The organism is Variovorax sp. ISS6 (assembly GCF_056523145.1).
Genome location: NZ_JAWRZC010000001.1, coordinates 109,395 through 134,228, shown reverse-complemented (window position 1 = coordinate 134,228; position 24,834 = coordinate 109,395). Strand labels below are relative to the sequence as shown.

Here is a 24,834-nt window from a genome sequence, read left to right as displayed (position 1 = left end):
TCAGTCGACGCGGATGTTCTTCGCCTTCACGATGCGGCTGTAGATCTCCGCGTCGCGCCGCAGTGCCGCGGCCATCTCGGCCTGCGTGAGTCCCAGCGGCTCGCTGTTGAGCTCGCGGATGCGCTTCGCGAGATCGGGGTCCTTGCTGGCCTCGATCATCACGGCGTTGAAGCGCTGCTGGATCGCCGCCGGCGTCGCGGCCGGCGCCCACAGGCCGTGCCACGAGGTCATCGTGAGGCCCGGCACCACCTCGGCGAGCGTGGGCACCTCGGGCATGGAAGGATGCCGGCTCGGGCCCGAATAGGCCAGCGCCTGCACGCGGCCGCTGCTGATCAGCGGATAGCCGGTGGCGATCGGCTCCATCACCGTGTCGACCTGGCCGCCGATCACGTCGGCCACCGGGCTCGCTCGGTAGGGCACGTGCAGCATGTCGGTGCCGGTCTCGTCCTTGAGCCATTCCACGATCAGGTGCGAGGGACTGCCCGCGCCGTAGGAGGCATGCGAGATCGAGCCCGGCTTCGCCTTCGCGGCGGCCAGCAATTCCTTGATCGACTTCGCGGGCAGCTTCGGGCTCGCGATCAGCACCAGCCCCTGCCGCATCGTGGTGGCGACCGGCACCAGGTCCTTCTGCGGATCGAAGGGCAGCCTGGCGTAGATGTAGGGGTTGATCGTGAACGCGGTCGAGAGGTTGTAGAGGAAGGTGTAGCCGTCGGGCGGCGCCTTGGCCACGGTGTCGGAGGCGAGGTTGCCGGCCGTGCCCGGCTTGTTGTCGATCACCACCGGCACGCCGAGCTGCTTGCCCATGTAGTCGCCGTAGAGCCGCGCGAAGATGTCCGGCGGCGTGCCGGGCGCGAAGCCCACCACGATGCGGATCGGCTTGCCGGGCCAGGCCGCGCCCTGGGCCAGGGCGAGACTGCAGGCCAGGGCAAGGAAGAGGCCGGCCAGCCATTGGAATCGGGTACGCATGTCTGTCTCCTGTCGCGGGAGGTCCCGCTCTTTTTTATCGAACCGATCAATCCACCTGCGCGCCCGAGCGCTGCACCGCCTCGCCCCACTTGGCGATCTCGGTGCGCGCGAAGGCGTCGAGCTGGTCGGCATTCATCTCGGCCTGCTCGATGCCCTGCTGCGCGAGCTTTTCGCGCACCTCGGGCTGGGCCAGCACCTGGCGCGTGGCCTCGCGCAGCCGGTCGCGCTGCGCGGCGGGCATGCCGGCGGGCGCGTACAACATGAACCAGGCGACGAGGTCGAAGTCCTTCACGCCCTGTTCCATCAGCGTGGGCACCTCGGGCGCGGCGGCGCTGCGCTTCGCGCCCGAGGCGCCGATCGCGCGCAGCTTGCCCGCGCGCACCTGCGGCAGCACCGCGGCCGGGTGATAGAACATGAACTGCACGTTGCCGGCCATCAGCTCGGTCATGGCCTGCGCGCCATCGCGGTAGGGCACGTGCATGAAGCTCTTGCCGAGCCGCACGTTGAGCAGCTCGCCGGCCAGGTGGCCCGAGGTGCCGTTGCCGGCCGAGGCGAAGTTCACGTTGCCGCTCGCGTTGCCCAGGTCGGCCACGCGCTTCCACGGCGAGCCGGCGGGCACCACCAGCAGCGTGGGCGTGGCGCCGATGAAGCCCAGCGGCACGAAGTCGCGCAGCGGCTGGTAGCTCAGCCGCTTGTAGAGCGAGGGGTTGATGGCGTGCGTGCCGACCGTGCCCAGCAGCAGGGTCTGGCCGTCGGCGCCGGCGCGCGCGACCTGCTCGCTGCCGATGGCGCCACCCGCGCCGGGCTTGTTCTCGACGATCGCGCCGGTGCCGAGCTGGCGGCCCAGCGCGTCGGCCAGGATGCGGCCGACGATGTCGGTCGAGGTGCCGGCACCGAAGGGCACGACGATCTTCAGCGGCCGTGCCGCGCCCGGCGCCTGCGCGAGCGCCGCGCCCGTGGCCAGCAGCGCGCCGGCCAGCAGCAGGCGGCGCTTCATGCCGCGCTCCCGAAGCCGGCGGGCAGCTCGCCCTCGTACTGCAGCTCGCGCGTGGCCTGGTAGGACAGCGCGAAGCCGCTCGGCGTCTCGGCCTCCTCGGCCAGGTGCGCGATCAGTCCCGCGGTGCGCGCGAGGATCGGCACGCCGCGCAGCGAGGCCACCGGGAAGCCCACGCCCAGCAGCACGGCCGGGATCGCGGCCGAGACGTTCATGCGCAGCTCGCGGCCCACGATGGCGGGGATGGCGCGTTCGAGCGCCTGCGCGATCTGCACGTAGCGCAGGTCGGCGCCGGCCTCGGTCGCGACCTCGATCAGCCGGTCCACGCGCGGATCGTTGGCTTTGTGCAGCGGATGGCCGTAGCCGGGGATGGCCTGGCGGCCTTCCTTCAGCGCGCGGATGGTGTCGGCGGCCGCGGCGTCGAGCGACTCGCCCGCGTCGATGCGCGCCGCCACGCCGGCGAACAGCCGGCCCGCGGTCTCCGAGGCGCCGAGGATCACCGAGCCGCAGCCCAGGATGCCCGCGGCCACCGCGCCCTGCAGCGCATCGGGCGCGGCCGCGAAGGTCATGCGGCTGGCCTGCACGCTGGGCACCAGGCCGTGCTCGGCGATCGCCACCAGCGTGGCGTCGAGCACCGCGCTGCAGGCGGCATCGGGACGGCGGCCGGTGAGCAGCAGGAAGAAGTAGTCCGAGAACGAGACGCGGCCGATCAGGTCGCGGCAGAGGTCCTGGCCGCGCACGACGATGGTGTGTTCGTCCGAGGTGCAGATGGCGGTGCGCGGGACGGTGGATTTGCCGATTTTCATGGGAGGGCGTTCGCGGTGGCGGGTTGCAGATGGAAGTCGTAGTGCGCGGACCAGTACGGCTGCTCGAGCGCGCGGCCGTCGGGCGCGCGGCCCGGCGCATGGGCCTCGAAGTCGACGACGAGGCTGGGCCGCACGCCGAACACCGCGTCGGAGTCGATGTAGGGGCTGCCCGCGACGAACAGGTGCGTGGTCACCGGCACGTGGCCCTCGGCCGCCACTTTCATGTGGATGTGGCCGGGCCGGTTCGGATGGCGGCCCATGCCGTCGAGCATGCGGCCCACCGGGCCGTCGACCGGCACCGGGTAGTACGAGGGCTTGATCGACCAGAACCAGTAGCGGCCCTCGGCGTCGGTGCGGATGCGCGCGCGGGCCGCCATGCCCGCGCCCTCGACCTGCATGTCGTAGACGCCTTCGCCGTCGCCCGACCAGATGTCGAGCAGCGCGTTCGCGAGCGGCTCGCCGCGCGTGTCGCTCACGCGGCCGCTGTAGAAGGCCGGTTCGCCGCGCACGCCCGGCGCGATGTCGGCGCCCAGCGGCAGCTCGGGCGCGCCATCCCAGTAGTAGGGGCCCTGCACGGTGGCCTCGGTGGTCTCGGTCGCGGGCAGCGCCTCGCCGTTCCTGCCGGCGCGCGCGGCGGCGCGCAGCTGGTCGAGCATCACCACCATCATCGAGGCGCCCAGCGTGTCCGACAGCAGGATGAACTCCTGGCGCTTGTCGTCGCAGGCCTGGCCGACGGCGGTGAGGAACTCGATGCCCGCCATCCATTCGTCGGGCTGCAGGTCGACCTCGCGGATGAAGGCGTGCAGGTGCTCGATCAGCGACTGCATGATGCGCGCGAAGCGCGGGTCGGCCGCGCCGTCCAGGCGCTGCAGCGCGGCCCGGGTCAGTTCGTCGGCGTTCGATGGGGTCATGGGGCTTGTCTCCGTTCTTTTCTTCTGGGGTGGGAATGCGTCAGCGCTGCCGCAGGCGCCGGCGTATGGGTTCGACGATCGCCGCGTTGTCGGCGCCCAGCACCGGCGGCGCCGTGACCTCGAGCGCGCGCTCGCCGTCGAAGCTCACGGGCGAGCGGATGGTGCGCCAGTCGCCGCCCTCGGGATGGGGCGCGCTGACCTCGAGCTGCAGGTGGCGCGCCTGCGGGTCCTCCATGGCCTCGCGCGTGTCGTACATGGGCGCATGCGGCACGTCCTCGGCCTCGAGCCGCGCGCACCAGTCGGCGCGCGTGCGCGCGCGGAACAGGCCGTCGAGCAGCGCGATCAGGTCGTTCTGGTGCGCGATGCGGCCTTCGCGCGTGGCGAAGCGGGCGTCCTGGAACAGCTCGGGCCGCTCGATCGCGTTGGCCAGGCCCTGCCAGAACTTCTCGGGCGAGGACATGTGCAGCGCGATCCACAGGCCGTCGGCGCACTCGAGCACGTACGACTGCGAGACGCTGGGCCGGCTGAACGGACCCATGATCTCGTTCTCGGAGAAGTAGTGCGTGAAGGCGTCGAGGTTGAAGTGGCACATGGCCTCGAGCATCGAGACCTCGACCTTGCGGCCCTGGCCGGTGCGCCCGCGCTCGACCAGCGCGCCGAGCACGCCGTAGGCCGCGTAGAAGCCGGTCATCGCGTCGGCCACGGCCGGGCCCACCACGCGCGGATTGGCCGGGTTCACCAGCAGCTTGAGGAAGGCGCTGGCCGCCTGCGCCACCGTGTCGTAGGCCGGGCGCGCCGCGGCCGGGCCGGTCTGGCCGAAGCCGCTGATGGCGCAGTAGATCAGCCGCGGATTGAGTTCGCGCAGCCGCGTCTCGCCCGCGCCCAGCCGCTCGGCCGCGCCGGGGCGGAAGTTCTGGATGTAGACGTCCGAGTCCTTCACCAGCTCGTCGAACACCGCCGCGTCCTCGGCCAGCTTGGGGTTGAGCGTGACGCTGCGCTTGTTGCGGTTGTAGGTCTGGAAGTGCGGGCTGTAGAGCCCGCCGCGGAACGAACGGAACGGATCGCCGCTGCCGGGCTGCTCCACCTTGACCACCTCGGCGCCGAGGTCGGCCAGGAACATGCCGGCCGCCGGCCCGGTGATGAACGTGCCTTGCTCCAGCACCTTGATGCCGCTGAGGACCTTGTGCACTCGTGTGTCTCCTGCTGTCGTGTCATGCCCTCGCGGGATGGGAGCGAACTCTATGCAGGCGGCCCGTTTTTTAACAATGATGGTTTTGCATGGATACCATCGATGGCATCGATCATTCGACGCAACGGAAGGCCTCCATGGAACTGCGGCACCTGCGCTACTTCAGCGCCCTGGCGGGCTCGCTCAACTTCACGCGCGCGGCCGAGCGGCTGCACGTCACGCAGTCCACGCTGTCGCACCAGATCAAGCAGCTCGAGGAGGAGCTGGGCCGGCCGCTGTTCGACCGCATCGGCAAGCGCGTGGCGCTGACCGAGGCCGGCGAGGCCTTCCTGCACCACGCCACGCGCGCGCTGCAGGAGATCGACCGCGGCCTCGGCGCGCTGCGCGAGGACCCGCAGGAGGCGGCCGGCGAGCTGCGCATCGGCTCCACCCACACCTTCAACCTCGGCTTCATTCCCGACTGCATCGCGGGCTTCCAGCAGCGCTATCCGCGCGTGCGCGTGAGGGTCGACGAGCTCGCGGCCGACCTGATCGGCCAGCGGCTGCAGCAGGGCACGCTCGACCTCGGCATCGCCTACCGCCCGGCCCAGCCCGGGCCGCTGCAGTTCGAGCCGCTCTACAACGAGGAGATGGTGCTGGTGGTGGCGCACGACCATCCGCTGGCGCGGCGCAAGCGCCTGCGCATGGTCGAGCTGCACCGGCTGCCGATGGCGCTCTTGCCCGCGAGCTTCGCCACGCGGCAGATGCTCGACGAGTGCTTCCGCTCCTGCGGCGCCGAGCCGCAGGTGGTGGCCGAGATCAACACGCTGGCGCCGATCATGGGCCTGGTGGCGAAGACGCGGCTCGCGGCCATCGTCTCGGCCAACGCGGTGCTGCCGAACTCGGGGCTCGCGACCGTGCGGCTCGAGAGCCCGACGCCGGTGCGCACGCCCGGCATGCTGTGGGCACCGAAGGCGCGCGAGGCGGCGCCCACGCGCGCCTTCGCGGCCATCGTGCGCAAGATGGCGTTCCGCACCAGCATGCTCGAGCGCAGCGACGGCTAGCCAACGACTGGCACCATTTGCAACCGCTGTGGCGCGCATTGCTACCTTCCGCGCCTTGTGTACCAGGCAGGCCGGGCCCATCTGCCGGACAATGGATTTTGCTTTTCCATCCTCCCGCGACACCAGAGACAAGCCATGAAACTCCCCACCCGCGTCCAGATCGTCGACGTCGGCCCGCGCGACGGGCTGCAGAACGAGAAGCAGCCGGTTTCGGCCGAGACCAAGATCGGCCTGGTGCATCGGCTGCAGGAGGCCGGCCTCGAGGAGATCGAGGTCACCAGCTTCGTGAGCCCGAAGTGGGTGCCGCAGATGGCCGACAACGCCGAGGTGATGCACGGCATCCAGCGCAAGGCCGGCGTGCGCTATTCGGTGCTCACGCCCAACCTGAAGGGCTTCGAGGCCGCCATCGCCGCGCCGCGCGAGGAATGGCCCGACGAGATCGTGGTGTTCGGCGCCGCGAGCGAGGCCTTCAGCCAGAAGAACATCAACTGCTCGATCGCCGAGAGCATCGAGCGCTTCGCGCCCGTGGTGGCCGCGGCGCTCGACAAGGGCATCCGCGTGCGCGGCGCGATGTCGTGCACGGTCGGCTGCCCCTACGAAGGCGAGATCGCCCCGGCCAAGGTCGGCTACCTCGCGCAGCTGATGAAGGGCATCGGCGTGCAGCGCGTCGACGTGGCCGACACCATCGGCGTGGGCACGCCGCGCAAGGTGCAGGCGGCGATGGAGGCCACGCTGGCCCACTTCGGCGTCGACGCGATCTCCGGCCACTTCCACGACACCTACGGGCAGGCGCTGGTCAACACGCTGGCGGCGCTCGAGCTGGGCGTGTGGAATTTCCAGTCCTCCTCGGCCGGCCTCGGCGGCTGCCCCTATGCCAAGGGCGCGACCGGCAACGTGGCGACCGAGGACGTGGTCTACATGCTGCACGGCATGGGCATCGAGACCGGCATCGACCTCGACAAGCTGATCGACGCCGGCGTCTACATCAGCGAGGCCCTGGGCCGCGAGCCGAACTCGCGCGCCTCGAAGGCGATCCGCACCAAGCGCGCGGGCTGAGCGTCGTCAGCGCCCGAAGGCGCGCAGACCGAGCAGCACCACCACCGCCACGGCCAGCAGCACCGTGGTGCATTGCCAGAACAGCACCGGCCGGCGCTCGATCAGCGCCGGCGCTCGCGCGCGCAGGAACTCGGCGCCCGGTGACTGCAGGTCGTGCGCGAACTCCGACACCGCCTGCTGCCGCTTCGCGGGCTGCGGATGCAGCGCCTTCTGCAGCACCGCGTCGACCCAGGCCGGCAGCTCGGGCCGGAACTGGCGCAGCGGCACATAGCGCAGGCGATGGGCATCGGCCGTGCCGCGGATGCGCGAAGCCTGCAGCCCGTAGGGCAGCTGCCCGCTCAGCATGCGGTAGGCGATCACGGCCAGCGAGAACAGGTCGGAGCGCGCCGTGCCGCCCTGGCCCGTGAAGTACTCGGGCGCGGTGTACTGCGGCGTGCCCTCGATCGCGAGCGCGCGCGGCTCGCCGCCGCCGTCGTCGAGCCCGGCCACGTGGGTGGCGCCCAGGTCGATCAGCTTGACCGTGCCCGCGCGGTCGATCATCGCGTTCTCGGGCCGCAGGTCCTGGTGCAGCATCTCCTTGCCGTGCATCGCCTGCAGGCCGCGCGCGAGCTGCGCGACGATGGCGCGCACGCTGTCGAGCGAGGGCCGCGGATGGTCGACCATCCACTGTGCGAGCGTCTGGCCCTCCACGTATTCCATCGCCACGAACAGGTGGCCGCGCGTGCGTTCCAGCGGCCAGGCCTTGAGCACGTGCGGGCTGTCGATGCGCCGCGCCACCCATTCCTCGAGCACGAAGCGGTCGAGGTAGGCGGCGTCCTCGCGCAGGTCCACCGAGGGCAGCTTCAGCACCGCGGGGCGGCCGCTGGCGTCGTCGGTGGCGAGGTAGACATGGCTGCGCGAACTCAGGTGGATCTCGCGCACCAGCGTGAAGCCCTCGAAGCGGTCGCGCGGCGCCAGCGCTGGCGGCAGCGCGAGCCCTTCGCGCTCGAGCGCCGGCGCCGGCGCATCGGGCGCGGGCAGCTCGTCGATGCGCAGCAGTTGCACGGTGGCATCGTCCTGGCCGCCGCGCGCGCGGGCGATCTGCACCAGGCGCTGCGCGGCCGCGTCGAGGTCGCCGGCGCAGCGCGCCAGTGCGTCGTTGACGGCGGCGGCATCGAGGTGCGCATGCGCGCCATCGGTGGCCAGCAGGTAGACCTCGCCGGCCTCGGCCTCCCAGCAGCGGTAGTCGATCTCGACGTTGGGGCCCGCGCCCAGCGCGCGGCCCAGGTACGACTCCACCGACGAGACATGCACGCGGTGGTCGTCGGTGAGCTGCTCGAGCGCGCTCGCGTGCACGCGGTAGATGCGCGCATCGCCCACGTGCAGCAGGTGCAGCTCGCGGCCCTTGAGGATCAGCGCGCTGAAGGTGCAGACGTAGCCGCTGTCCTTGTCGAAGCGCGCGTCGCTGCGCATGGTCTGCGCATGCAGCCAGGAATTGGTGGCGCCCAGCACGCGCTGCGCCGCGCGGCGCACCGACCAGGCATCGGAGGTGGCGTAGTAGTCCTCGAGGAAGCCGCGCACGGCCGCCGCACTCGCGACCTGGCTCACGCGGCTCGAGCCGATGCCGTCGGCCAGCGCGAGCGCGATGCCCTTGGCGGCGCGCAGCGACCCCTCGGGCAGCATCGCGCCATGGAAGTCCTGGTTGACCGCCGACCCGACGCCGGCCAGCGAGTGCTGGCCCAGCGTGACGCGCGGCGGGCGCCCGGCGGCCATGGGCGCGCGATCAGCCCGCGACGCGCTTGGGCGCCGTCTTGTAGTGCGTGGCGTAGAGCGTGAGGCCGACGAAGCTCAGGCCGCCGACCAGGTTGCCGATCACCGTGGGCAGCTCGTTCCAGATCAGGTAGTCCATCAGCGTGAACTTGCCGCCGAGCATCAGGCCGGTGGGGAACAGGAACATGTTGACGATCGAATGCTCGAAGCCCATGTAGAAGAAGATCATCACCGGCATCCACATGCCGATCGCCTTGCCCGAGACGGTGGTCGACATCATGGCCGCGACCACGCCGGTCGACACCATCCAGTTGCACATCACGCCGCGGATGAACAGCGTCAGCATGCCGGCCGCGCCGTGCGCGGAGTAGCCGACCGTGCGGCCCTCGCCGATGTGGCCGAGCCGCTCGCCGATCGCGTTGGGCGCCTCGCTGAAACCGAAGGTGAAGATGATCGCCATGAACACCGCGACCGTGAGCGCGCCCGCGAAGTTGCCGACGAACACCAGGCCCCAGTTGCGCATCACGCCGCCCCAGGTGGCACCGGGGCGCTTGTCGAGCACCGCGAGCGGCGCCAGCGTGAAGACGCCGGTCAGCAGGTCGAAGCCCAGCAGGTACAGCATGATGAAACCGACCGGGAACAGCATCGCGCCGACCAGCGCATTGCCGGTGTTGACCGTGATGCTGACCGCGAAGGCCGCGGCCAGCGCGAGGATGGCGCCGGCCATGAACGAACGGATCAGCGTGTCGCGCGTGGACATGAGCAGCTTGGATTCGCCGGCATCGACCATCTTGGTGACGAACTCGGCGGGGGCTAGATAGGCCATGGGGATCCTTGGGAAGAAATGGAATGCCGGGGAAGAAGGGGGATGAGGCTCAGGCCAGCGCGACCAGCACGCGGCCCTCGTGCTCGCGCACCGCATGCGCGCGCACCGAGTGCTCGGGCGCCTCGAGGCATTCGCCGCTGCGCAGGTCGAAGTGGTTCTTGTAGAGCGGCGAGGCGACCACGACGCGGTCGCCGAGGCTGCCGACCAGCCCGCGCGAGAGCACGCTGGCGCCGGCCTTCGGGTCGACGTTGTCGATGGCGTAGAGCGTGGCCTCCCGGCCGACGCGGAAGATCGCCACGTGCACGCCCTCGACCAGCGCGCACACGCCGGTGTCGGGCAGGATGTCGGTGGCCGCGCACACGGCGGTCCAGTGCAGGTCTTGCTGGGTCATGGGGCTTCCTCTTTCGTTGTGCTTCAGGCCATCGAGACGTCGGCCGCCTCGCTGCGTTCCTCGGCGCGCGCCGGCCGCTTCTGGCCGCGCTCGCTCACGAACACGATGTGCTCGTCGGGCTTGTCGCTGTTGACGAAGGAGCGGAAGCGCTGGCGCGTGGCCGGGTCGTTGACGGCGGTCTTCCACTCGCACTGGTAGGTGTCGACCACGGCCTGCATCTGGGCCTCGAGCTCGGCGTGGAGGCCCAGCGTGTCCTGCAGCAGCACGCCCTTGAGGTAGTCGAGGCCGCCCTCGAGACTCTCGCGCCAGGTGCTGGTGCGCTGCAGCCGGTCGGCGGTGCGCACGTAGAACATCAGGAAGCGGTCGATGAGGCGGATCAGCTCGGCCTTCGACAGGTCGCTCGCGAGCAGCTCGGCATGGCGCGGCTTCATGCCGCCGTTGCCGCAGACGTAGAGGTTCCAGCCCTTGTCGGTGGCGATCACGCCCACGTCCTTGCCCTGCGCCTCGGCGCATTCGCGCGTGCAGCCCGAGACGCCGAACTTGATCTTGTGCGGCGCGCGCAGACCCTTGTAGCGGTTCTCGAGCTCGACCGCGAGGCCCACGCTGTCGTCCACGCCGTAGCGGCACCAGGTCGAGCCGACGCAGCTCTTCACCGTGCGCAGCGACTTGCCGTAGGCATGGCCCGACTCGAAGCCGGCCGCGATCAGTTCCTCCCAGATCGCGGGCAGCTGCTCGACGCGCGCGCCGAACATGTCCACGCGCGCGCCGCCGGTGATCTTGGTGTAGAGGCCGTACTTCTTCGCCACCTGGCCGACCGCGATCAGCCCGTCGGGCGTGACCTCGCCGCCCGGCATGCGCGGCACCACCGAATAGGTGCCGTCCTTCTGGATGTTGCCGAGGAAGTAGTCGTTGCTGTCCTGCAGCGCGGCCAGGTCCTTCTTGAGCACGAACTCGTTCCAGCACGAGGCGAAGATGCTCGCGGCCACGGGCTTGCAGATATCGCAGCCCAGGCCCTTGCCGTGTTTCGCGAGCAGGTCGGCGAAGCTGCGGATCTCGCCCACGCGGATCAGGTGGTAGAGCTCCTGGCGCGAATAGGGGAAGTGCTCGCAGAGGTGGTTGTCGACGGCCATGCCGCGCCTGGCCATCTCCATCTTCATGACCTGCGTGACCAGCGGCACGCAGCCGCCGCAGGTGGCGCCGGCCTTGGTGCAGGCCTTCATCGCGGCCGGGGTGCAGGCGCCCTGGCCCACGGCCTCGCAGATCCGGCCCTTGCTGACGTCGTTGCACGAGCAGATCTGGGCGCTGTCGGGCAGGGCCTCGACGCCCAGGCCCGGCTTGGCCTTGCCGTCGCTCGAGGGCAGGATCAGGAATTCGGGATCCTCGGGCAGCGCGATGCCGTTGAGCGCCATCTGCAGCAGGGTGCCGTATTCGGCGGCATCGCCCACCAGCACTGCGCCGAGCAGCAGCTTGCCGTCCTCGCTGACGACGATCTTCTTGTAGACCTTCTTGCGCTCGTCGATGAACTGGTAGGCGCGCGACTTCGGCGTCCTGCCGTGCGCATCGCCGATGCTCGCCACGTCCACGCCCATCAGCTTGAGCTTGGTGCTCATGTCGGCGCCGGTGAAGGCGGCCTCGTGCTCGCCCGCGATGTGGCGCGCCGCCACGCGCGCCATGTCGTAGCCGGGCGCGACCAGGCCGAAGGTCTGCTCGTTCCACGAGGCACATTCGCCGATCGCGTAGACGTTGCGGTCGCTGGTGCGGCAATGGTCGTCGACCGCCACGCCGCCGCGCGGACCCACGGCCAGCAGGCACTGGCGCGCGAGCTCGTCGCGCGGGCGGATGCCGGCCGAGAACACGATCATGTCGGTCTCGAGGTAACTGCCGTCGGCGAACACCATGCGGTGGCGCGCGGCGGCGCCGTCGACGATCTCCACCGTGTTGCGGCCGGTGTGCACGTGCAGGCCCAGCGCCTCGATGCTCTCGCGCAGCGCGCGGCCGCCGCCTTCGTCGACCTGCACCGCCATCAGCCGCGGCGCGAACTCCACCACGTGGGTCTCGAGGCCCATGTCGCGCAGTGCCTTCGCGCATTCGAGGCCGAGCAGGCCGCCGCCCACCACCACGCCGCTGCGCGAGCGCGCGCCGCATTCCTTCATCGCCTCGAGGTCCTCGATGGTGCGGTAGACGAAGCAGTTGGGCCGGTCGCGGCCCGGCACCGCGGGCACGAAGGGGAAGGAGCCGGTGGCCAGCACCAGCTTGTCGTAGGCCACGACTTCGCCGTCGGCCGTGGTGACGGTGTTGTTGCGGCGCTCGACCGCCACCGCGCGCGCCGCGAGGCGCAGCGTGAAGCCGCTGCGCTCGAAGAAGCCGGGCTCGACCAGCGAGAGGTCTTCGGCCGTCTTGCCCGCGAAGAATTCGGACAGGTGCACCCGGTCGTAGGCCGGCCGGGGCTCCTCGCACAGGACGGTGACTTCCGCGCCGGGAATGCCGAGCGCATGGAGCTGCTCGAGGAACTTGTGGCCGACCATGCCGTGGCCGATGACTGCGATTTTCATGCTGAGGTCCTGCGGGGGCAGCCGGTCCTCGAGGGCGGGCCACCAAGGCTGTCGGACGACAGCGGCAGGAGGCCTCCGCGACGGAACGGATGCGAGTAATCGGATGGACAAACGAATCCGGCGGCTCATCGCCATCGGGTCGTTCGAACCCCGCCGTCGTTAGCGGAGGCACTGCGGACCCACCCAGGCCGGGAGGTCCGCGACGAGGTTCAGCAATATCCATGCCGCCCCAAAAGACCGGCCGCGGCCCGCGCGTGCACCGGAATCGCACCCGAATCGGCGCGGCGGCGGTGCCGCGTTCTCCGCATTGGTGCGGTGCCGCAGGCTTTTTCGTATGCTCGGGAGCCTGCAACGCGGGGCACGCGCCCCCACGAACCTCCGAAGACCCAAGCCATGTGCGGCTCCGAACTCCATTCCCTTCCCGACGGTGTCCAGCGCGTTGCGCGCGTGCTCCAGGACGCCGGCCATCCGCATGCGCCGCGCATGCTCGACGACGCCTGCCGCACCGCGCAGCAGGCGGCCGACGCGCTCGGCATCGCGGTCGGCCAGATCGCCAAGAGCATCATCTTCCGGCGCAAGAGCGACGAGGTCGCGGTGCTGGTCATCACCTCGGGCGACCGGCGCGTCGACGAGAAGAAGGTCGATGCGATCGTCGGCAAGACCGGCCGCGCCGACGCCGACTTCGTGAAGGCGCGCACCGGCTTCACCATCGGCGGCGTGTCGCCCGTGGGCCATGTGACCAAGCCGGTGGTACTGATCGACCGCGAGCTGTTCCGCTTCGAGGAGATCTGGGCCGCCGCGGGCCATCCGCACGCGGTGTTCCAGCTGCGCCCGCACGACCTCGAGACGCTCACGGGCGCACCGGTGGCCGACGTGGTGGTGGCCGCGGCGTGAACGTCGCCGAAGCGCAGGCCCTGGCCGACCGCGCCGCCGACCTGCGCGAGCGGGCCGAGCCGGTGCCCTCGCCCTGCAGCTCGGTGTGCCGCATGGACCGGCTCAGCGGCTTCTGCGAGGGCTGCCTGCGCACCATCCCCGAGATCGCGGGCTGGAGCCGCATGGAGGACGACGAGCGGCGGCAGGTCTGGCGCGCGATAGAGTGGCGGGCCCGGGCCGGCATCTGGCGCGCCCCGGCCATCGGAGACATCGACGCATGAAGCACATCGACTTCTACCTGGACTTCATCTCGCCCTATGCCTATCTCGCGTTCGAGCAGCTGCCGCAGGCGCTCGAGGGCCTGAGCTGCAGCGTGGACTACCGCCCGGTGCTGCTGGGCGCGGTGCTCAAGGCGCACGGCCAGCTCGGGCCGGCCGAGATTCCCGCCAAGCGCGGCTGGACCTACCGCCACGTGCTGTGGCTGGGCCACCAGCACGGCATCGAGATCGCGATGCCGGCCTCGCATCCCTACAACCCGCTCGCGCACCTGCGGCTCGCGCTCTCCACCTCCGACGACGGCCGCGTGAGCCGGCTGGTGGCCGAGACCGTGTTCCGCCATGTCTGGCGCGGCGGCCTCGAGGCGGCCGATCCCGCGCGGCTGGCCGCGCTCACCGCGCAACTGCAACCGCGTCGCGATGCCGGCAGCGACGAGAGCAAGGCCCTGCTCCAGCGCAACACCGCGGACGCGATCGCGCTCGGCGTGTTCGGCACGCCCGCCTATGCGGTCGACGGCCGGCTGTTCTGGGGCTTCGACGGCCTCGCGATGCTGCGCGCCTACCTCGCGGGCGATGCCTGGTTCGATGGCCCGCAATGGGCCGAGGCCGACCAGCGTCCGGCCCTGCTGCGCAGCAGCAAAAACTGAGCATCTTCAGCACCGACGCTGCATTTCTTACAGGCTGAAACGGGCGTCGAGGGTTTCACCTTAATCCGTAAGCGCCCGTTCAGTTTCGCGAAAGGCTCGGGTCAGTCGCGCCTCCAAGAATGCCCCACGGTCCCGAATTCGGGCGCCGCATGAACGCATACACAGGAGACGATCAATGGCAGCCACACTAGATTCACGGGGAGTGCCGCATCCGGCCCCCCGGCCCATGTCGGCGGAGGAGAAGAAGGTCATCTTCGCTTCTTCGCTGGGAACCGTGTTCGAGTGGTACGACTTCTACCTCTACGGTTCGCTCGCGGCGATCATCGCGAAGCAGTTCTTCAGCGGCCTCGATGCGGGCGCGGCCTTCATCTTCGCGCTGCTGGCCTTCGCGGCCGGCTTCCTGGTGCGTCCGTTCGGCGCCATCGTGTTCGGCCGGCTCGGCGACATGATCGGGCGCAAGTACACCTTCCTGGTCACGATCCTGATCATGGGCCTGTCGACCTTCATCGTCGGCCTGCTGCCCAGCTACGCGACCATCGGCGTCGCGGCGCCGGTGATCCTGATCGCGCTGCGCATGCTGCAGGGCCTCGCGCTCGGCGGCGAGTACGGCGGTGCCGCCACCTACGTGGCCGAGCACGCGCCGCACGGCAAGCGCGGTGCCTACACCTCGTGGATCCAGACCACGGCCACGCTCGGCCTGTTCCTGAGCCTGATCGTGATCCTGGGCGTGCGCGAAGGCCTGGGCGAAGCGGTGTTCAACGACTGGGGCTGGCGCATTCCGTTCCTGGTCTCGATCCTGCTGCTGGGCATCTCGGTGTGGATTCGCCTGTCGCTGTCGGAATCGCCGGCGTTCCAGCGCATGAAGGCCGAGGGCAAGACCTCGAAGGCGCCGCTGGCCGAATCCTTCGGCCAGTGGAAGAACCTGAAGATCGTGATCCTGGCGCTGGTGGGCCTGACGGCCGGCCAGGCCGTGGTCTGGTACTCGGGCCAGTTCTACGCGCTCTTCTTCCTGACCGCGCAGCTCAAGGTCGATGCGACCACCGCCAACCTGATGATCGCCGCCGCGCTGCTGCTGGGCACCCCGTTCTTCGTGGTCTTCGGCACGCTGTCGGACAAGATCGGCCGCAAGCCGATCATCATGGCCGGCTGCCTGCTGGCCGTGGTGACCTACTTCCCGGTCTTCAAGATGCTGACCGAGGCCGCCAACCCCGACCTCGCCAAGGCCCAGGCCACCGCCGGCGTGACCGTGACCGCCGACCCCGCGACCTGCTCGTTCCAGGGCAACCCGGTGGCGCGCGAGATCGACTTCCGCAGCTCCTGCGACATCGCCAAGCGCTACCTGGTGCAGAACTCGGTGAGCTACGAGAACGTGGCCGGCGCGCCGGGCTCGAAGGCCGTCGTGAAGATCGGCGACAAGACGGTGGAAGCACCGATCGGCAACGTCGTGAACCTCAAGTTCGACGAGGCCTCGGCCAAGGAGATCGCCGCCTTCAAGAAGGGCGTGGCCGAAGACCTGAAGATCGCGGGCTACCCGGCCAAGGCCGACCCCGCGAAGATGAACAAGGTGCTGACGGTGCTGCTGCTGTTCTGGCTGGTGCTGCTGGTGACCATGGTCTACGGGCCGATCGCCGCGATGCTGGTCGAGCTGTTCCCCACGCGCATCCGCTACACCTCGATGAGCCTGCCATACCACATCGGTAACGGCTGGTTCGGCGGCCTGCTGCCGACCACCGCCTTCGCCATCGTGGCCTCGACCGGCAACATGTACAACGGCCTCTGGTACCCGATCATCATCGCGTTCATCACGCTGGTGATCGGCACGCTGTTCATCCGCGAGACCAAGGACGTGGACATCTACGCCCACGACTGAGCGCCGCGGCGCCATCGAACAGAGAGGAGGGCGCCGCGCGCCCTCCGTTCAACAAAGAGGCTTCATGCCGACCCTCGGCATGAGGCCTTTTTCTTGAACCCCGCATTACCCATCTCAGGAGACAGAACCCATGTGGAAAATCGCAGTCGGCTTCGCCATCTTCGCGGCCATCGCGCTGTACGTGATCTCGAAGGCCGGCGACAAGGTCGACATGTCGGGCGAGAAGCACGGCGTGACGCACGAAACGGCGCCTGCGGCGCCCGCGGCTGCGGCGAGCGCGCCGAAGTAAATCTCCGAAGCGCTGCCTAGCGCTTGAAGCGGCCGTCGCTCACGATCGAGAGGTCGACGTATTCGATGCCGGTGTGATCGGTCGGCGAATACGAGATATCGAGCCCGCCGCCCGGGTCGTACTGGAAGGCATTGAGCGTGGCCAGCAGCCGCGCGCGCGTGGGCTTGGGCCCGGTGCGGCGCAGCGCCTCCACCAGCACCTTGGTCGCGACGAAGCCTTCGAGCAGCGCGGGCGACAGCTCCTCCTGCCCCTTGGCCTTGGCGAGCGCCAGGGCCTCCTTGATCAGCGGGTTGCCGAACGAGCGCTCGTAGGGGAACACCTGCGTGACGATCACGCCGCGGCTCGCGCTGCCGAGGTCCTTGATGAAGCCCGAGGCCGCGTTGTTCGACAGCGTGACCACCTGCGCGGCCGAGCCCGCGGCGCGCAGCGCCTTCACGCCATCGGACACCGAGGTGCCCGAGCCGATCCACAGCACGGCCTGCGCATTGGCCTCGACCAGCTTCGGCACGATGGCCGCGAAGTCGGGCTTGTTGCGGTCGGCCAGCGCGATCACCACCGGCTTGAGGTTGGCCTTCTCGAAGCCGCGGTTCGCGCCCTCGAGCCCGTCCTTGCCGAAGGAGTCGTCGGCCTGCACCACCGCGATGCGCTGGATGCCCGTGGTCTGCAGGTGCACCACCGCCTTCTCGGCCTCGCGCTGGTAGGTGGAACGCACGTTGAAGATGTTCTTCTGCACCGGCTTGTGCAGCGCCATCGCGCCGGTCGAGGGGCCGACCAGCGGCACGCCGTGCTTGTCGAGCAGCGGGATCACCGCGAGCGTGTTGGGCGTGCCGCGGTTGAGCAGCAGCGCGACCACCTTCCTGTCCTCGATCAGGATGCGCGAGTTCTCGAGCGAGCGCTTGGCGTCGAGGCCGTCGTCCATGCGGATGACCTCGATCTGCTCGCCGTTGATGCCGCCCTGGGCATTCACCTGGTCGATGACCAGCTGCGAGCCCATGATCGTTTCCTTCACGCTGGCCGCCACCGGTCCCGACAGGTCGGCCGACTGGCCGATCACGATCTGGGCCGAGGCGCCGGTCGCCGCGAGTGCGAGCAGCAAGGCGGCGGCGCGCAGGCGCGGGTTGCTTTTCTTCTTCTTCATCGACAAAACCTTTCCCGTCGGGATTCGTGTCCATGTCAGCAAATGCAATTATGTGTAGCCAGACGTGACATGCGATTCCTCGTGCAAACCCTGTCAAACCGTTGTTTGCAAAAGCAAAAAGCCGGGCACGCGGCCCGGCTTGGTCAAGGGGGAAGGGCGGCGCTTCAGCGCTTGAAGCGGCCCTCGCTGATGATCGCGAGGTCGGCGAAATCGATGCCGCTGTGGTCCTGCGGCGAGTAGCTGACCTCGAGGCCGCCGAGGTCGTAGTCGCGCAGGCCGTCGAGCGCGGCCACCACGCGGGCGCGCGTGGGCTTGGGGCCGGCGCGGCGCAGCGCCTCCACCAGCACCTTGGCCGAGGCGAAGCCCTCGAGCGCCGCGGGCGAGAGCTCGTTCTGGCCCTTGGCCTTCGCGAGCGCGATCGCCTCCTTCACCATCGGGTAGCTGATCGAGCGCTCGCTCGGGAACACCTGCGTGACCACCACGCCGCGGCTGGCCTCGCCGAGCTGCTTGATGAAGCCCGAGGAAGCGTTGTTCGACAGCGTGACCACCTGCGCCGCCGAGCCGGCCGCGCGCAGCGCCTTGATGCCGTCGACCACCGCGCTGCCCGAGCCGATCCACAGCACCGCCTGCGCCTTGGCCTGGACGATGGCGGGCACGATGGCCGCGTAGTCGGGCTTGTCGCGGTCGGCCGGCACGGTGGCCGCGGGCTGGGCCTTGGCCTTGCCGAAGCCGGTCATCGCGCCCTCGAGCGCGTCGGCGCCGAAGGAGTCGGTCACGTGCACGACCGCGATGCGCACCATGCCGATGGTCAGCAGGTGCTGCACCGCCTTCTCGGCCTCGCGCTGGTAGGTGGCGCGCACGTTGAACACGTTCCGCTGCACCGGCTTGTGCAGCACCATCGCGCCGGTGGAAGGCCCGATCAGCGCCACGCCGTGCTTGTCGAGCCAGGGAATGATGGCCTGCGAATGCGGCGTGCCGCGGCTCATGAAGAGCGCGAGCACCTTCCTGTCCTCGATCAGCGCGCGGCCGTTCTCGCCCGCGCGCTTCACGTCGAAGCCGTCGTCGAGCCGGACCACCTCGATCTTCTCGCCGTGCACGCCGCCCTGCGCGTTGGCGGCATCGATCACGAGCTGCGCGCCGCCGATGGTCTCGTTGACGCTGGCGGCCACCGGGCCGGTCATGCCGGCGGTCTGGCCGATCAGCAGCTGCGCCTGCGCGGGCAGCAACAGCAGCGCACCGAGCGCGATCAGGACCGCGCGCAGGCGGCCGTGCTTCTTCGTCATGTGGTCGTCCCCCGTTGTCGATGGCGTCGCCACCGTTGCAAACCAACGCCTTATTTGTTTCCAAAAGTATTCCGAAGGCCATTCGGACAAACCCCTGCGACCGCACCGACCTTGTGACGCAGTGCACGGGAGCGTCATGGACCACTCCCTAGAATGTTTGCCCCACCCCCAAGGCACTCATGACACAGGGCTCCATCCGCATCCGTGGCGCACGCCAGCACAACCTCCAGAATCTCGACCTCGACATCCGCACCGGCGAGATGACCGTGGTCACCGGGCCCAGCGGCTCGGGCAAGTCGAGCCTCGTGTTCGACACCCTGTACGCCGAGGGCCAGCGGCGCTACGTCGAGACCTTCTCCGCCTACGCGCGCCAGTTCCTCGACCGCATGGACAAGCCGGCGGTCGACAAGGTCGAGGGCGTGCCGCCCGCGATCGCCATCGACCAGACCAACCCGGTGCGCTCCTCGCGCTCCACGGTCGGCACGATGACCGAGCTCAACGATCACCTGAAGCTGCTCTACGCACGCGCGGCCGACCTGTTCGACCGCGAGACCGCGCTGCCGGTGCGCCACGACTCGCCCGACAGCATCTATGCGCAGATCGTCGAACGCGCGGCGGCCGCGGGCGATCCGCGGCTGGTCGTGACCTTCCCGGTCGAGCTGCCCGCGAGCACCACGGCCGACGAGGTCACGCAGTGGCTGTCGGCCAGCGGCTTCACGCGCGTTCAGTCCGAGCGCGAGGTGGCCACGCCCACCGGGCCGCGCAAGGTGCTCGACGTGGTGGCCGACCGCTTCCGCGCCTCGAGCGCCGAGCGCTCGCGCGTGGTGGAGGCGATCGAGGTCGCGCTCAAGCGCGGCAGCGGGCGCGTGACGGTGCATGCGACGGGCGCCGAGGAGAACGCGCCGACCGATGTATGGAAGTTCTCGACCGGCCTGCACTGCCCCGAGAGCGACATCCGCTACGGCGACCCGATCCCGTCGATGTTCTCGTTCAACTCGGCCGTCGGCGCCTGCGACACCTGCCGCGGCTTCGGCCGCGTGATCGGCGTCGACCTCGGCCTCGTGATCCCGAACGACAAGCTCACCCTGCGCGCGGGCGCGATCAAGACCATCCAGACCCCGGCCTGGAAGGAGGCGCAGGACGACCTCATGCGCCACGCCGAGGCCGCCGGCATTCCGCGCGACACGCCGTGGAACAAGCTGACCGCCGAGCAGAAGCACTGGGTGATCGAGGGCACGCCCAACTACAAGGAGGGCAACTGGAACAAGCAGTGGTACGGCATCCGCCGCTTCTTCGGCTACCTCGAGAGCAAGGCCTACAAGATGCACATCCGCGTGCTCTTGTCGAAGTACCGCAGCTACACGCCGTGCCCCACTTGCGCGGGCGCGCGGCTCAAGCTCGAAAGCCTGCTGTGGCGCATCGGCAGCAAGGAAGACGCCGACGCGGTGTTGCCGCCCGAGAAGCGCTTCCTGCCGGTCGGCGTGAAGTGGACGCGCGCGCAGCTCGAGGCGCTGCCGGGCCTGTGCCTGCATGACCTGATGCTGTTGCCGATCGAGCGGCTGCGCCAGCTGTTCGACCGCATGACGACCGGCGGCGCCGCCGCGGCCGGCGAGACGCAGCGTCCGAGCGCGGCCGGCGAGGCCCAGGCGCTCAAGCTGCTGTTCGAGGAGATCACGACCCGGCTGCGCTACCTGCACGACGTCGGCATCGGCTACCTCACGCTCGACCGCCAGAGCCGCACGCTCAGCGGCGGCGAGGTGCAGCGCATCAACCTCACGACCGCGCTCGGCACCTCGCTGGTCAACACGCTGTTCGTGCTCGACGAGCCCAGCATCGGGCTGCATCCGCGCGACATGAACCGCATCACCGAGGCCATGCTGCGGCTGCGCGATGCGGGCAACACGCTGGTGGTGGTCGAGCACGACCCGGCCGTGATGCTGGCGGCCGACCGCGTGATCGACATGGGCCCGGGCCCCGGCGCGCGCGGCGGCCAGATCGTGTTCGACGGCAGCACCGACGCGCTGCGCGACGCCGACACGCTGACCGGCCAGTACCTGGGCGGGCGCAAGAAGATCGGCATGGGCTTCAAGCGGCTGGTCAGCGAGAACACGCACCGGCTCATCCTCGAGGGCGTGCGCGAGCACAACCTCAAGGACATCAGCGTGGAGTTCCCGCTCGCGCGCCTGGTCTGCGTGACCGGCGTCAGCGGCTCGGGCAAGTCGACGCTGGTGCAGGACGTGCTCGCGCCCGCGCTGATGCGCCACTTCGGCAAGGCCACCGAGACGCCCGGCGTGCACGACCGCCTGCTCGGCGCCGACCACCTCGGCGACGTGGTGTTCGTCGACCAGTCGCCGATCGGCAAGACCGCGCGTTCCAACCCCGCGAGCTACGTCGGCGCCTGGGACGCGATCCGCGAGATCTTCGCCACCGCGCCGATCTCGCGCCAGCGCGGCTACACCGCGAGCAAGTTCAGCTTCAACTCGGGCGACGGCCGCTGCCCCACCTGCGGCGGCTCGGGCTTCGAGCACGTCGAGATGCAGTTCCTCTCCGACGTCTACCTGCGCTGCCCCGACTGCGACGGCAAGCGCTATCGGCCCGAGATCCTCGAGGTGCGCATCGAGCGCCATGGCAGGAGCTACAACGTGGCCGACATCCTCGAGCTGACCGTGGCCGAGGCCGCGGCGCTGTTCGATGCCGACCGCGACGTTCTGCGCGTCTTGCAGCCGATCTCGGACGTGGGCCTCGACTACGTCAAGCTGGGCCAGCCCGTGCCCACGCTGTCGGGCGGCGAGGCGCAGCGCCTGAAGCTCGCGGGCTTCCTGGCCGAGGCCGCCAAGGGCGCGACCTCGAGCAAGCAGGCGGTGGCGCGCAAGGGCACGCTGTTCCTGTTCGACGAGCCCACCACCGGCCTGCACTTCGACGACATCGCGCGGCTCATGCGCGCGCTGCGCAAGCTGCTCGACGCCGGCCATTCGCTGATCGTGATCGAGCACAACCTCGACGTGATCCGCGCCAGCGACTGGTGCATCGACCTCGGCCCCGAAGGCGGCGAGGGCGGTGGCCAGGTGGTGGCCGAGGGCACGCCCGAGCAGCTGCGCGAGAACCGCGCCTCGCTCACGGGCGCCGCGCTGGCCGACTACGAGCTCGCGATCGGCCCCGGTGCCTACAAGGTGGCCGAGCGCGCGGCGCGCCGCTACATCGCGCAGGCCAAGAAGGCGCCGGGCGCCGACGCGGTCGAGATCGTGAACGCGCGCGAGCACAACCTCAAGAACCTCAGCGTCGACATCCCGCGCGGCAAGTTCAGCGTGGTCACGGGAGTGAGCGGTTCGGGCAAGTCCACGCTGGCCTTCGACATCCTGTTCAACGAGGGCCAGCGCCGCTATCTCGAATCGCTCAACGCCTATGCGCGCAGCATCGTGCAGCCCGCGGGCCGGCCCGAGGTCGATGCCGTCTACGGCATTCCGCCCACGGTGGCGATCGAGCAGCGCCTGTCGCGCGGCGGCCGCAAGAGCACGGTGGGCACCACCACCGAGGTCTGGCACTTCCTGCGCCTGCTGTTCGTGAAGCTCGGCGTGCAGCACTGCGTGAAGGACGGCGCGGCCGTGCAACCGCAGACGCCCGACAGCATTGCGGCGCAGCTGATGCGCAACTTCAAGGGCCAGCACATCGGCCTGCTCGCGCCGCTGGTGAGCAACCGCAAGGGCGTTTACACCGAGCTGGCCGACTGGGCGCGGCCGCGCGGCTTCACGCACCTGCGCGTCGATGGCGACTTCCTGCCGACCGCGGGCTTCCCGCGCATCGACCGCTTCAAGGAACACAGCATCGAGCTGCCGGTGGCCAGCCTCGACGTGCTGCCCACGAACGAGAACCAGCTGCGCGAGGCGCTCACGAAGGCGCTCGAGCACGGCAAGGGCGTGGTGCACGTGCTCAGCGAGATGGACGGCCTGCGCGCCGCCATGATGGCCGGCGTGACGGCCGCCGGCATCGGCCGCGTCAGCGTGTTCTCGACCCTGCGTGCCTGCCCGGTCTGCAGCACCAGCTATGCCGAGCTCGATCCGCGCCTGTTCAGCTACAACAGCAAGCACGGCTGGTGCCCCGACTGCGTGGGCACCGGCGTCAAGCTCAGCAAGGAGCAGCGCAAGATCTTCGACGACTCGGTGATGGCCGACGACCAGAAGGGACGCGAGCAGACCTTCGCCGAGCCCGACGCCGAGGACGTGGGCGACGTGGCCTGCCCGACCTGCAAGGGCACGCGGCTCAACCCCACCGCGCGCGCGGTGCTGTTCGGCGGCGGCGCGGTCCATGCGCATGTCGGCACGCCGGGCTGGGGCGAGGGCGGCATCGGCATCACCGAGCTCGCGCGCATGAGCGTGACCGACATCCGCACCTGGTTCGAGAACCTCTCGCTCTCGGGCCGCGAGGCCGAGATCGCGCGCGACCTGGTGCCCGAGATCAAGAGCCGGCTCGAGTTCCTCGAGGAGGTGGGCCTGGGCTACCTCACGCTCGACCGCGGCGCGCCCACGCTGTCCGGCGGCGAGGCGCAGCGCATCCGGCTCGCGGCGCAGCTCGGCAGCAACCTGCAGGGCGTGTGCTACGTGCTCGACGAGCCAACCATCGGCCTGCATGCGCGCGACAACCGCATCCTGCTCGACGCGCTGCACAAGCTCGGCGACAAGGGCAACACGCTGGTGGTGGTGGAGCACGACGAGGACACGATCCGCCGCGCCGACCACATCATCGACATCGGCCCGAGCGCCGGCAAGCGCGGCGGCCGCCTGGTGGCGCAGGGCGCGGTGGCCGACATCGAGCAGGCGGCCGAGTCGCAGACCGGCCGCTACCTGCGCGACGCGATCAAGCACCCGCTGCAGGCGCGCCGGCTCATTCCCTCGCCCGACCCGAAGGCGCCCGACAACGGCCAGTGGCTCACGGTGCGCGGCGCCGACATGCACAACCTGCAGGACGTGACGGTCACCGTGCCGCTGCAGCGGCTGGTGGTGGTCACGGGCGTGAGCGGCTCGGGCAAGTCCACGCTCGCGCGCGACGTGCTGCTGGCCAACGTGCAGGCGGTGGTGCAGCAGCGCAGCACCAAGGCCGGCCGCGACGCCGATGCCGCGGGCAAGCGCCCGGCCTGGGCTGGCTGCAAGGGCGTCGAGGGCTACCAGAGCGTGGACCGCGTGCTCGAGGTCGACCAGACCCCGATCGGCAAGACCCCGCGCAGCTGCCCCGCGACCTACATCGGCTTCTGGGACACCATCCGCAAGCTGTTCGCCGACACCCTCGAGGCCAAGGCGCGCGGCTACGGCCCGGCGCGCTTCAGCTTCAACACCGGCGAGGGCCGCTGCCCGGCCTGCGACGGCGCGGGCGTGCGCACCATCGAGATGAGCTTCCTGCCCGACGTGAAGGTGCCCTGCGAGGTCTGCCACGGCGCGCGCTTCAACCCCGAGACGCTGGCCGTGAGCTGGCGCGGCAAGAGCATCGGCGACGTACTGCAGATGGAGGTCGACGAGGCGGTCGAGTTCTTCGCGAGCATGCCCAACATCAGCCATCCGCTGCAGCTGCTCAAGGACGTGGGGCTCGGCTACCTGACGCTGGGCCAGCCCTCTCCCACGCTGTCGGGCGGCGAGGCGCAGCGCATCAAGCTGGTGACCGAACTGAGCAAGGTGCGCGACGACATCACGCGCCGCGGCCAGAAGGCGCCGCACACGCTCTACGTGCTCGACGAGCCGACCGTGGGCCTGCACATGGCCGACGTCGAGAAGCTGATCCACGTGCTGCACCGGCTGGTGAACGGCGGCCACAGCGTGGTGGTGATCGAGCACGACCTCGACCTGATCGCCGAGGCCGACTGGATCGTCGACCTCGGGCCCGAGGGCGGCAACGGCGGCGGCCGCGTGGTGGCGGCTGCTGCGCCCGAGGAAGTGGTGCGGCTGGGCACGCACACGGGCGTGGCGCTGGCGCCGGTGCTGGCGCGCTGAG

Annotated in this window: 19 protein-coding genes; 8 read left to right on the top strand and 11 right to left on the bottom strand. The window is 70.0% G+C overall.

Annotated elements, in window-relative coordinates; translation table 11 throughout:
- Genes AC1HIL_RS00635 through AC1HIL_RS00615 form a run of 5 tightly spaced genes read right to left on the bottom strand, consistent with a single transcriptional unit; the run spans position 1 to position 4,866 of the window.
- Positions 1 to 966, bottom strand: coding sequence for a Bug family tripartite tricarboxylate transporter substrate binding protein (locus AC1HIL_RS00635; protein ID WP_479670916.1), 966 nt, complete (start codon positions 964 to 966; stop codon positions 1 to 3).
- A gap of 46 nt (positions 967 to 1,012) precedes the next feature.
- Positions 1,013 to 1,963: a Bug family tripartite tricarboxylate transporter substrate binding protein gene (locus tag AC1HIL_RS00630; protein ID WP_057590714.1), complete on the bottom strand. Its 951-nt coding sequence runs from the start codon at positions 1,961 to 1,963 to the stop codon at positions 1,013 to 1,015.
- Positions 1,960 to 2,766 (bottom strand): citryl-CoA lyase, encoded by an 807-nt coding sequence (locus tag AC1HIL_RS00625; protein WP_479670915.1) that lies wholly within the window; start codon positions 2,764 to 2,766, stop codon positions 1,960 to 1,962. Before AC1HIL_RS00625 ends, AC1HIL_RS00630 begins: the two co-directional genes overlap by 4 nt.
- Positions 2,763 to 3,677: a dioxygenase family protein gene (locus AC1HIL_RS00620; RefSeq protein WP_413762246.1), complete on the bottom strand. Its 915-nt coding sequence runs from the start codon at positions 3,675 to 3,677 to the stop codon at positions 2,763 to 2,765. Before AC1HIL_RS00620 ends, AC1HIL_RS00625 begins: the two co-directional genes overlap by 4 nt.
- Before the next feature lie 40 nt (positions 3,678 to 3,717).
- Entirely contained in the window at positions 3,718 to 4,866 is a 1,149-nt protein-coding gene (locus AC1HIL_RS00615) for a CaiB/BaiF CoA transferase family protein (RefSeq protein ID WP_479670914.1), read from the bottom strand.
- A gap of 137 nt (positions 4,867 to 5,003) precedes the next feature.
- On the opposite strand from AC1HIL_RS00615, the gene AC1HIL_RS00610 reads away from it, so the two are divergent.
- Together AC1HIL_RS00610 and AC1HIL_RS00605 are read left to right on the top strand one after the other, a co-directional pair.
- A complete protein-coding gene (locus AC1HIL_RS00610) occupies positions 5,004 to 5,909 on the top strand; it encodes a LysR substrate-binding domain-containing protein (protein ID WP_093348407.1) in 906 nt (301 codons plus the stop codon).
- A 135-nt stretch (positions 5,910 to 6,044) separates the two neighbouring features.
- Positions 6,045 to 6,965 carry a hydroxymethylglutaryl-CoA lyase gene (locus tag AC1HIL_RS00605; RefSeq protein ID WP_296727511.1) on the top strand — a complete coding sequence of 307 codons (921 nt, stop codon included), beginning with the start codon at positions 6,045 to 6,047 and terminating at the stop codon, positions 6,963 to 6,965.
- Positions 6,966 to 6,971: 6 nt separating this feature from the next.
- On the opposite strand, the gene AC1HIL_RS00600 is transcribed toward AC1HIL_RS00605, so the two are convergent.
- From AC1HIL_RS00600 to nirB, 4 genes are read right to left on the bottom strand one after another with little or no spacing between them, the layout of a single operon-like run.
- The gene (locus AC1HIL_RS00600) at positions 6,972 to 8,717 is read right to left on the bottom strand and encodes a bifunctional protein-serine/threonine kinase/phosphatase (RefSeq protein ID WP_479670913.1); all 1,746 of its coding nucleotides are present in this window, start codon (positions 8,715 to 8,717) and stop codon (positions 6,972 to 6,974) included.
- A gap of 10 nt (positions 8,718 to 8,727) precedes the next feature.
- Positions 8,728 to 9,540, bottom strand: coding sequence for a formate/nitrite transporter family protein (locus AC1HIL_RS00595; protein ID WP_057590720.1), 813 nt, complete (start codon positions 9,538 to 9,540; stop codon positions 8,728 to 8,730).
- A 49-nt stretch (positions 9,541 to 9,589) separates the two neighbouring features.
- Positions 9,590 to 9,931: a nitrite reductase small subunit NirD gene (gene nirD / locus AC1HIL_RS00590; protein WP_057590721.1), complete on the bottom strand. Its 342-nt coding sequence runs from the start codon at positions 9,929 to 9,931 to the stop codon at positions 9,590 to 9,592.
- Positions 9,932 to 9,954: 23 nt separating this feature from the next.
- Entirely contained in the window at positions 9,955 to 12,483 is a 2,529-nt protein-coding gene (gene nirB, locus AC1HIL_RS00585; protein WP_479670912.1) for a nitrite reductase large subunit NirB, read from the bottom strand.
- 393 nt (positions 12,484 to 12,876) lie between these two features.
- On the opposite strand from nirB, the gene AC1HIL_RS00580 reads away from it, so the two are divergent.
- From AC1HIL_RS00580 to AC1HIL_RS00560, 5 genes are all read left to right on the top strand, one after another.
- Positions 12,877 to 13,377, top strand: coding sequence for a YbaK/EbsC family protein (locus AC1HIL_RS00580; protein WP_057590723.1), 501 nt, complete (start codon positions 12,877 to 12,879; stop codon positions 13,375 to 13,377).
- Positions 13,374 to 13,637, top strand: a complete 264-nt coding sequence (locus tag AC1HIL_RS00575) for a DUF1289 domain-containing protein (RefSeq protein WP_057590724.1) — start codon at positions 13,374 to 13,376, stop codon at positions 13,635 to 13,637. The genes AC1HIL_RS00580 and AC1HIL_RS00575 overlap by 4 nt, the downstream gene beginning before the upstream one ends.
- Positions 13,634 to 14,278 (top strand): DsbA family protein, encoded by a 645-nt coding sequence (locus AC1HIL_RS00570; RefSeq protein ID WP_479670911.1) that lies wholly within the window; start codon positions 13,634 to 13,636, stop codon positions 14,276 to 14,278. Before AC1HIL_RS00575 ends, AC1HIL_RS00570 begins: the two co-directional genes overlap by 4 nt.
- A 175-nt stretch (positions 14,279 to 14,453) precedes the next feature.
- Complete coding sequence (locus tag AC1HIL_RS00565; protein ID WP_261211620.1) at positions 14,454 to 16,148, top strand: MFS transporter; 1,695 nt, start codon at positions 14,454 to 14,456, stop codon at positions 16,146 to 16,148.
- Between the two features lie 130 nt (positions 16,149 to 16,278).
- Positions 16,279 to 16,437 (top strand): hypothetical protein, encoded by a 159-nt coding sequence (locus AC1HIL_RS00560; protein ID WP_296727529.1) that lies wholly within the window; start codon positions 16,279 to 16,281, stop codon positions 16,435 to 16,437.
- A gap of 16 nt (positions 16,438 to 16,453) precedes the next feature.
- On the opposite strand, the gene AC1HIL_RS00555 is transcribed toward AC1HIL_RS00560, so the two are convergent.
- Together AC1HIL_RS00555 and AC1HIL_RS00550 are read right to left on the bottom strand one after the other, a co-directional pair.
- Positions 16,454 to 17,575 (bottom strand): ABC transporter substrate-binding protein, encoded by a 1,122-nt coding sequence (locus AC1HIL_RS00555; protein WP_413762251.1) that lies wholly within the window; start codon positions 17,573 to 17,575, stop codon positions 16,454 to 16,456.
- Between the two features lie 164 nt (positions 17,576 to 17,739).
- Entirely contained in the window at positions 17,740 to 18,858 is a 1,119-nt protein-coding gene (locus AC1HIL_RS00550; protein ID WP_057590728.1) for an ABC transporter substrate-binding protein, read from the bottom strand.
- A 179-nt stretch (positions 18,859 to 19,037) separates the two neighbouring features.
- Between AC1HIL_RS00550 and uvrA the strand changes: the two genes are divergently transcribed.
- The gene (uvrA, locus tag AC1HIL_RS00545; protein ID WP_479670910.1) at positions 19,038 to 24,833 is read left to right on the top strand and encodes an excinuclease ABC subunit UvrA; all 5,796 of its coding nucleotides are present in this window, start codon (positions 19,038 to 19,040) and stop codon (positions 24,831 to 24,833) included.
- Position 24,834: the final 1 nt, after the last annotated feature.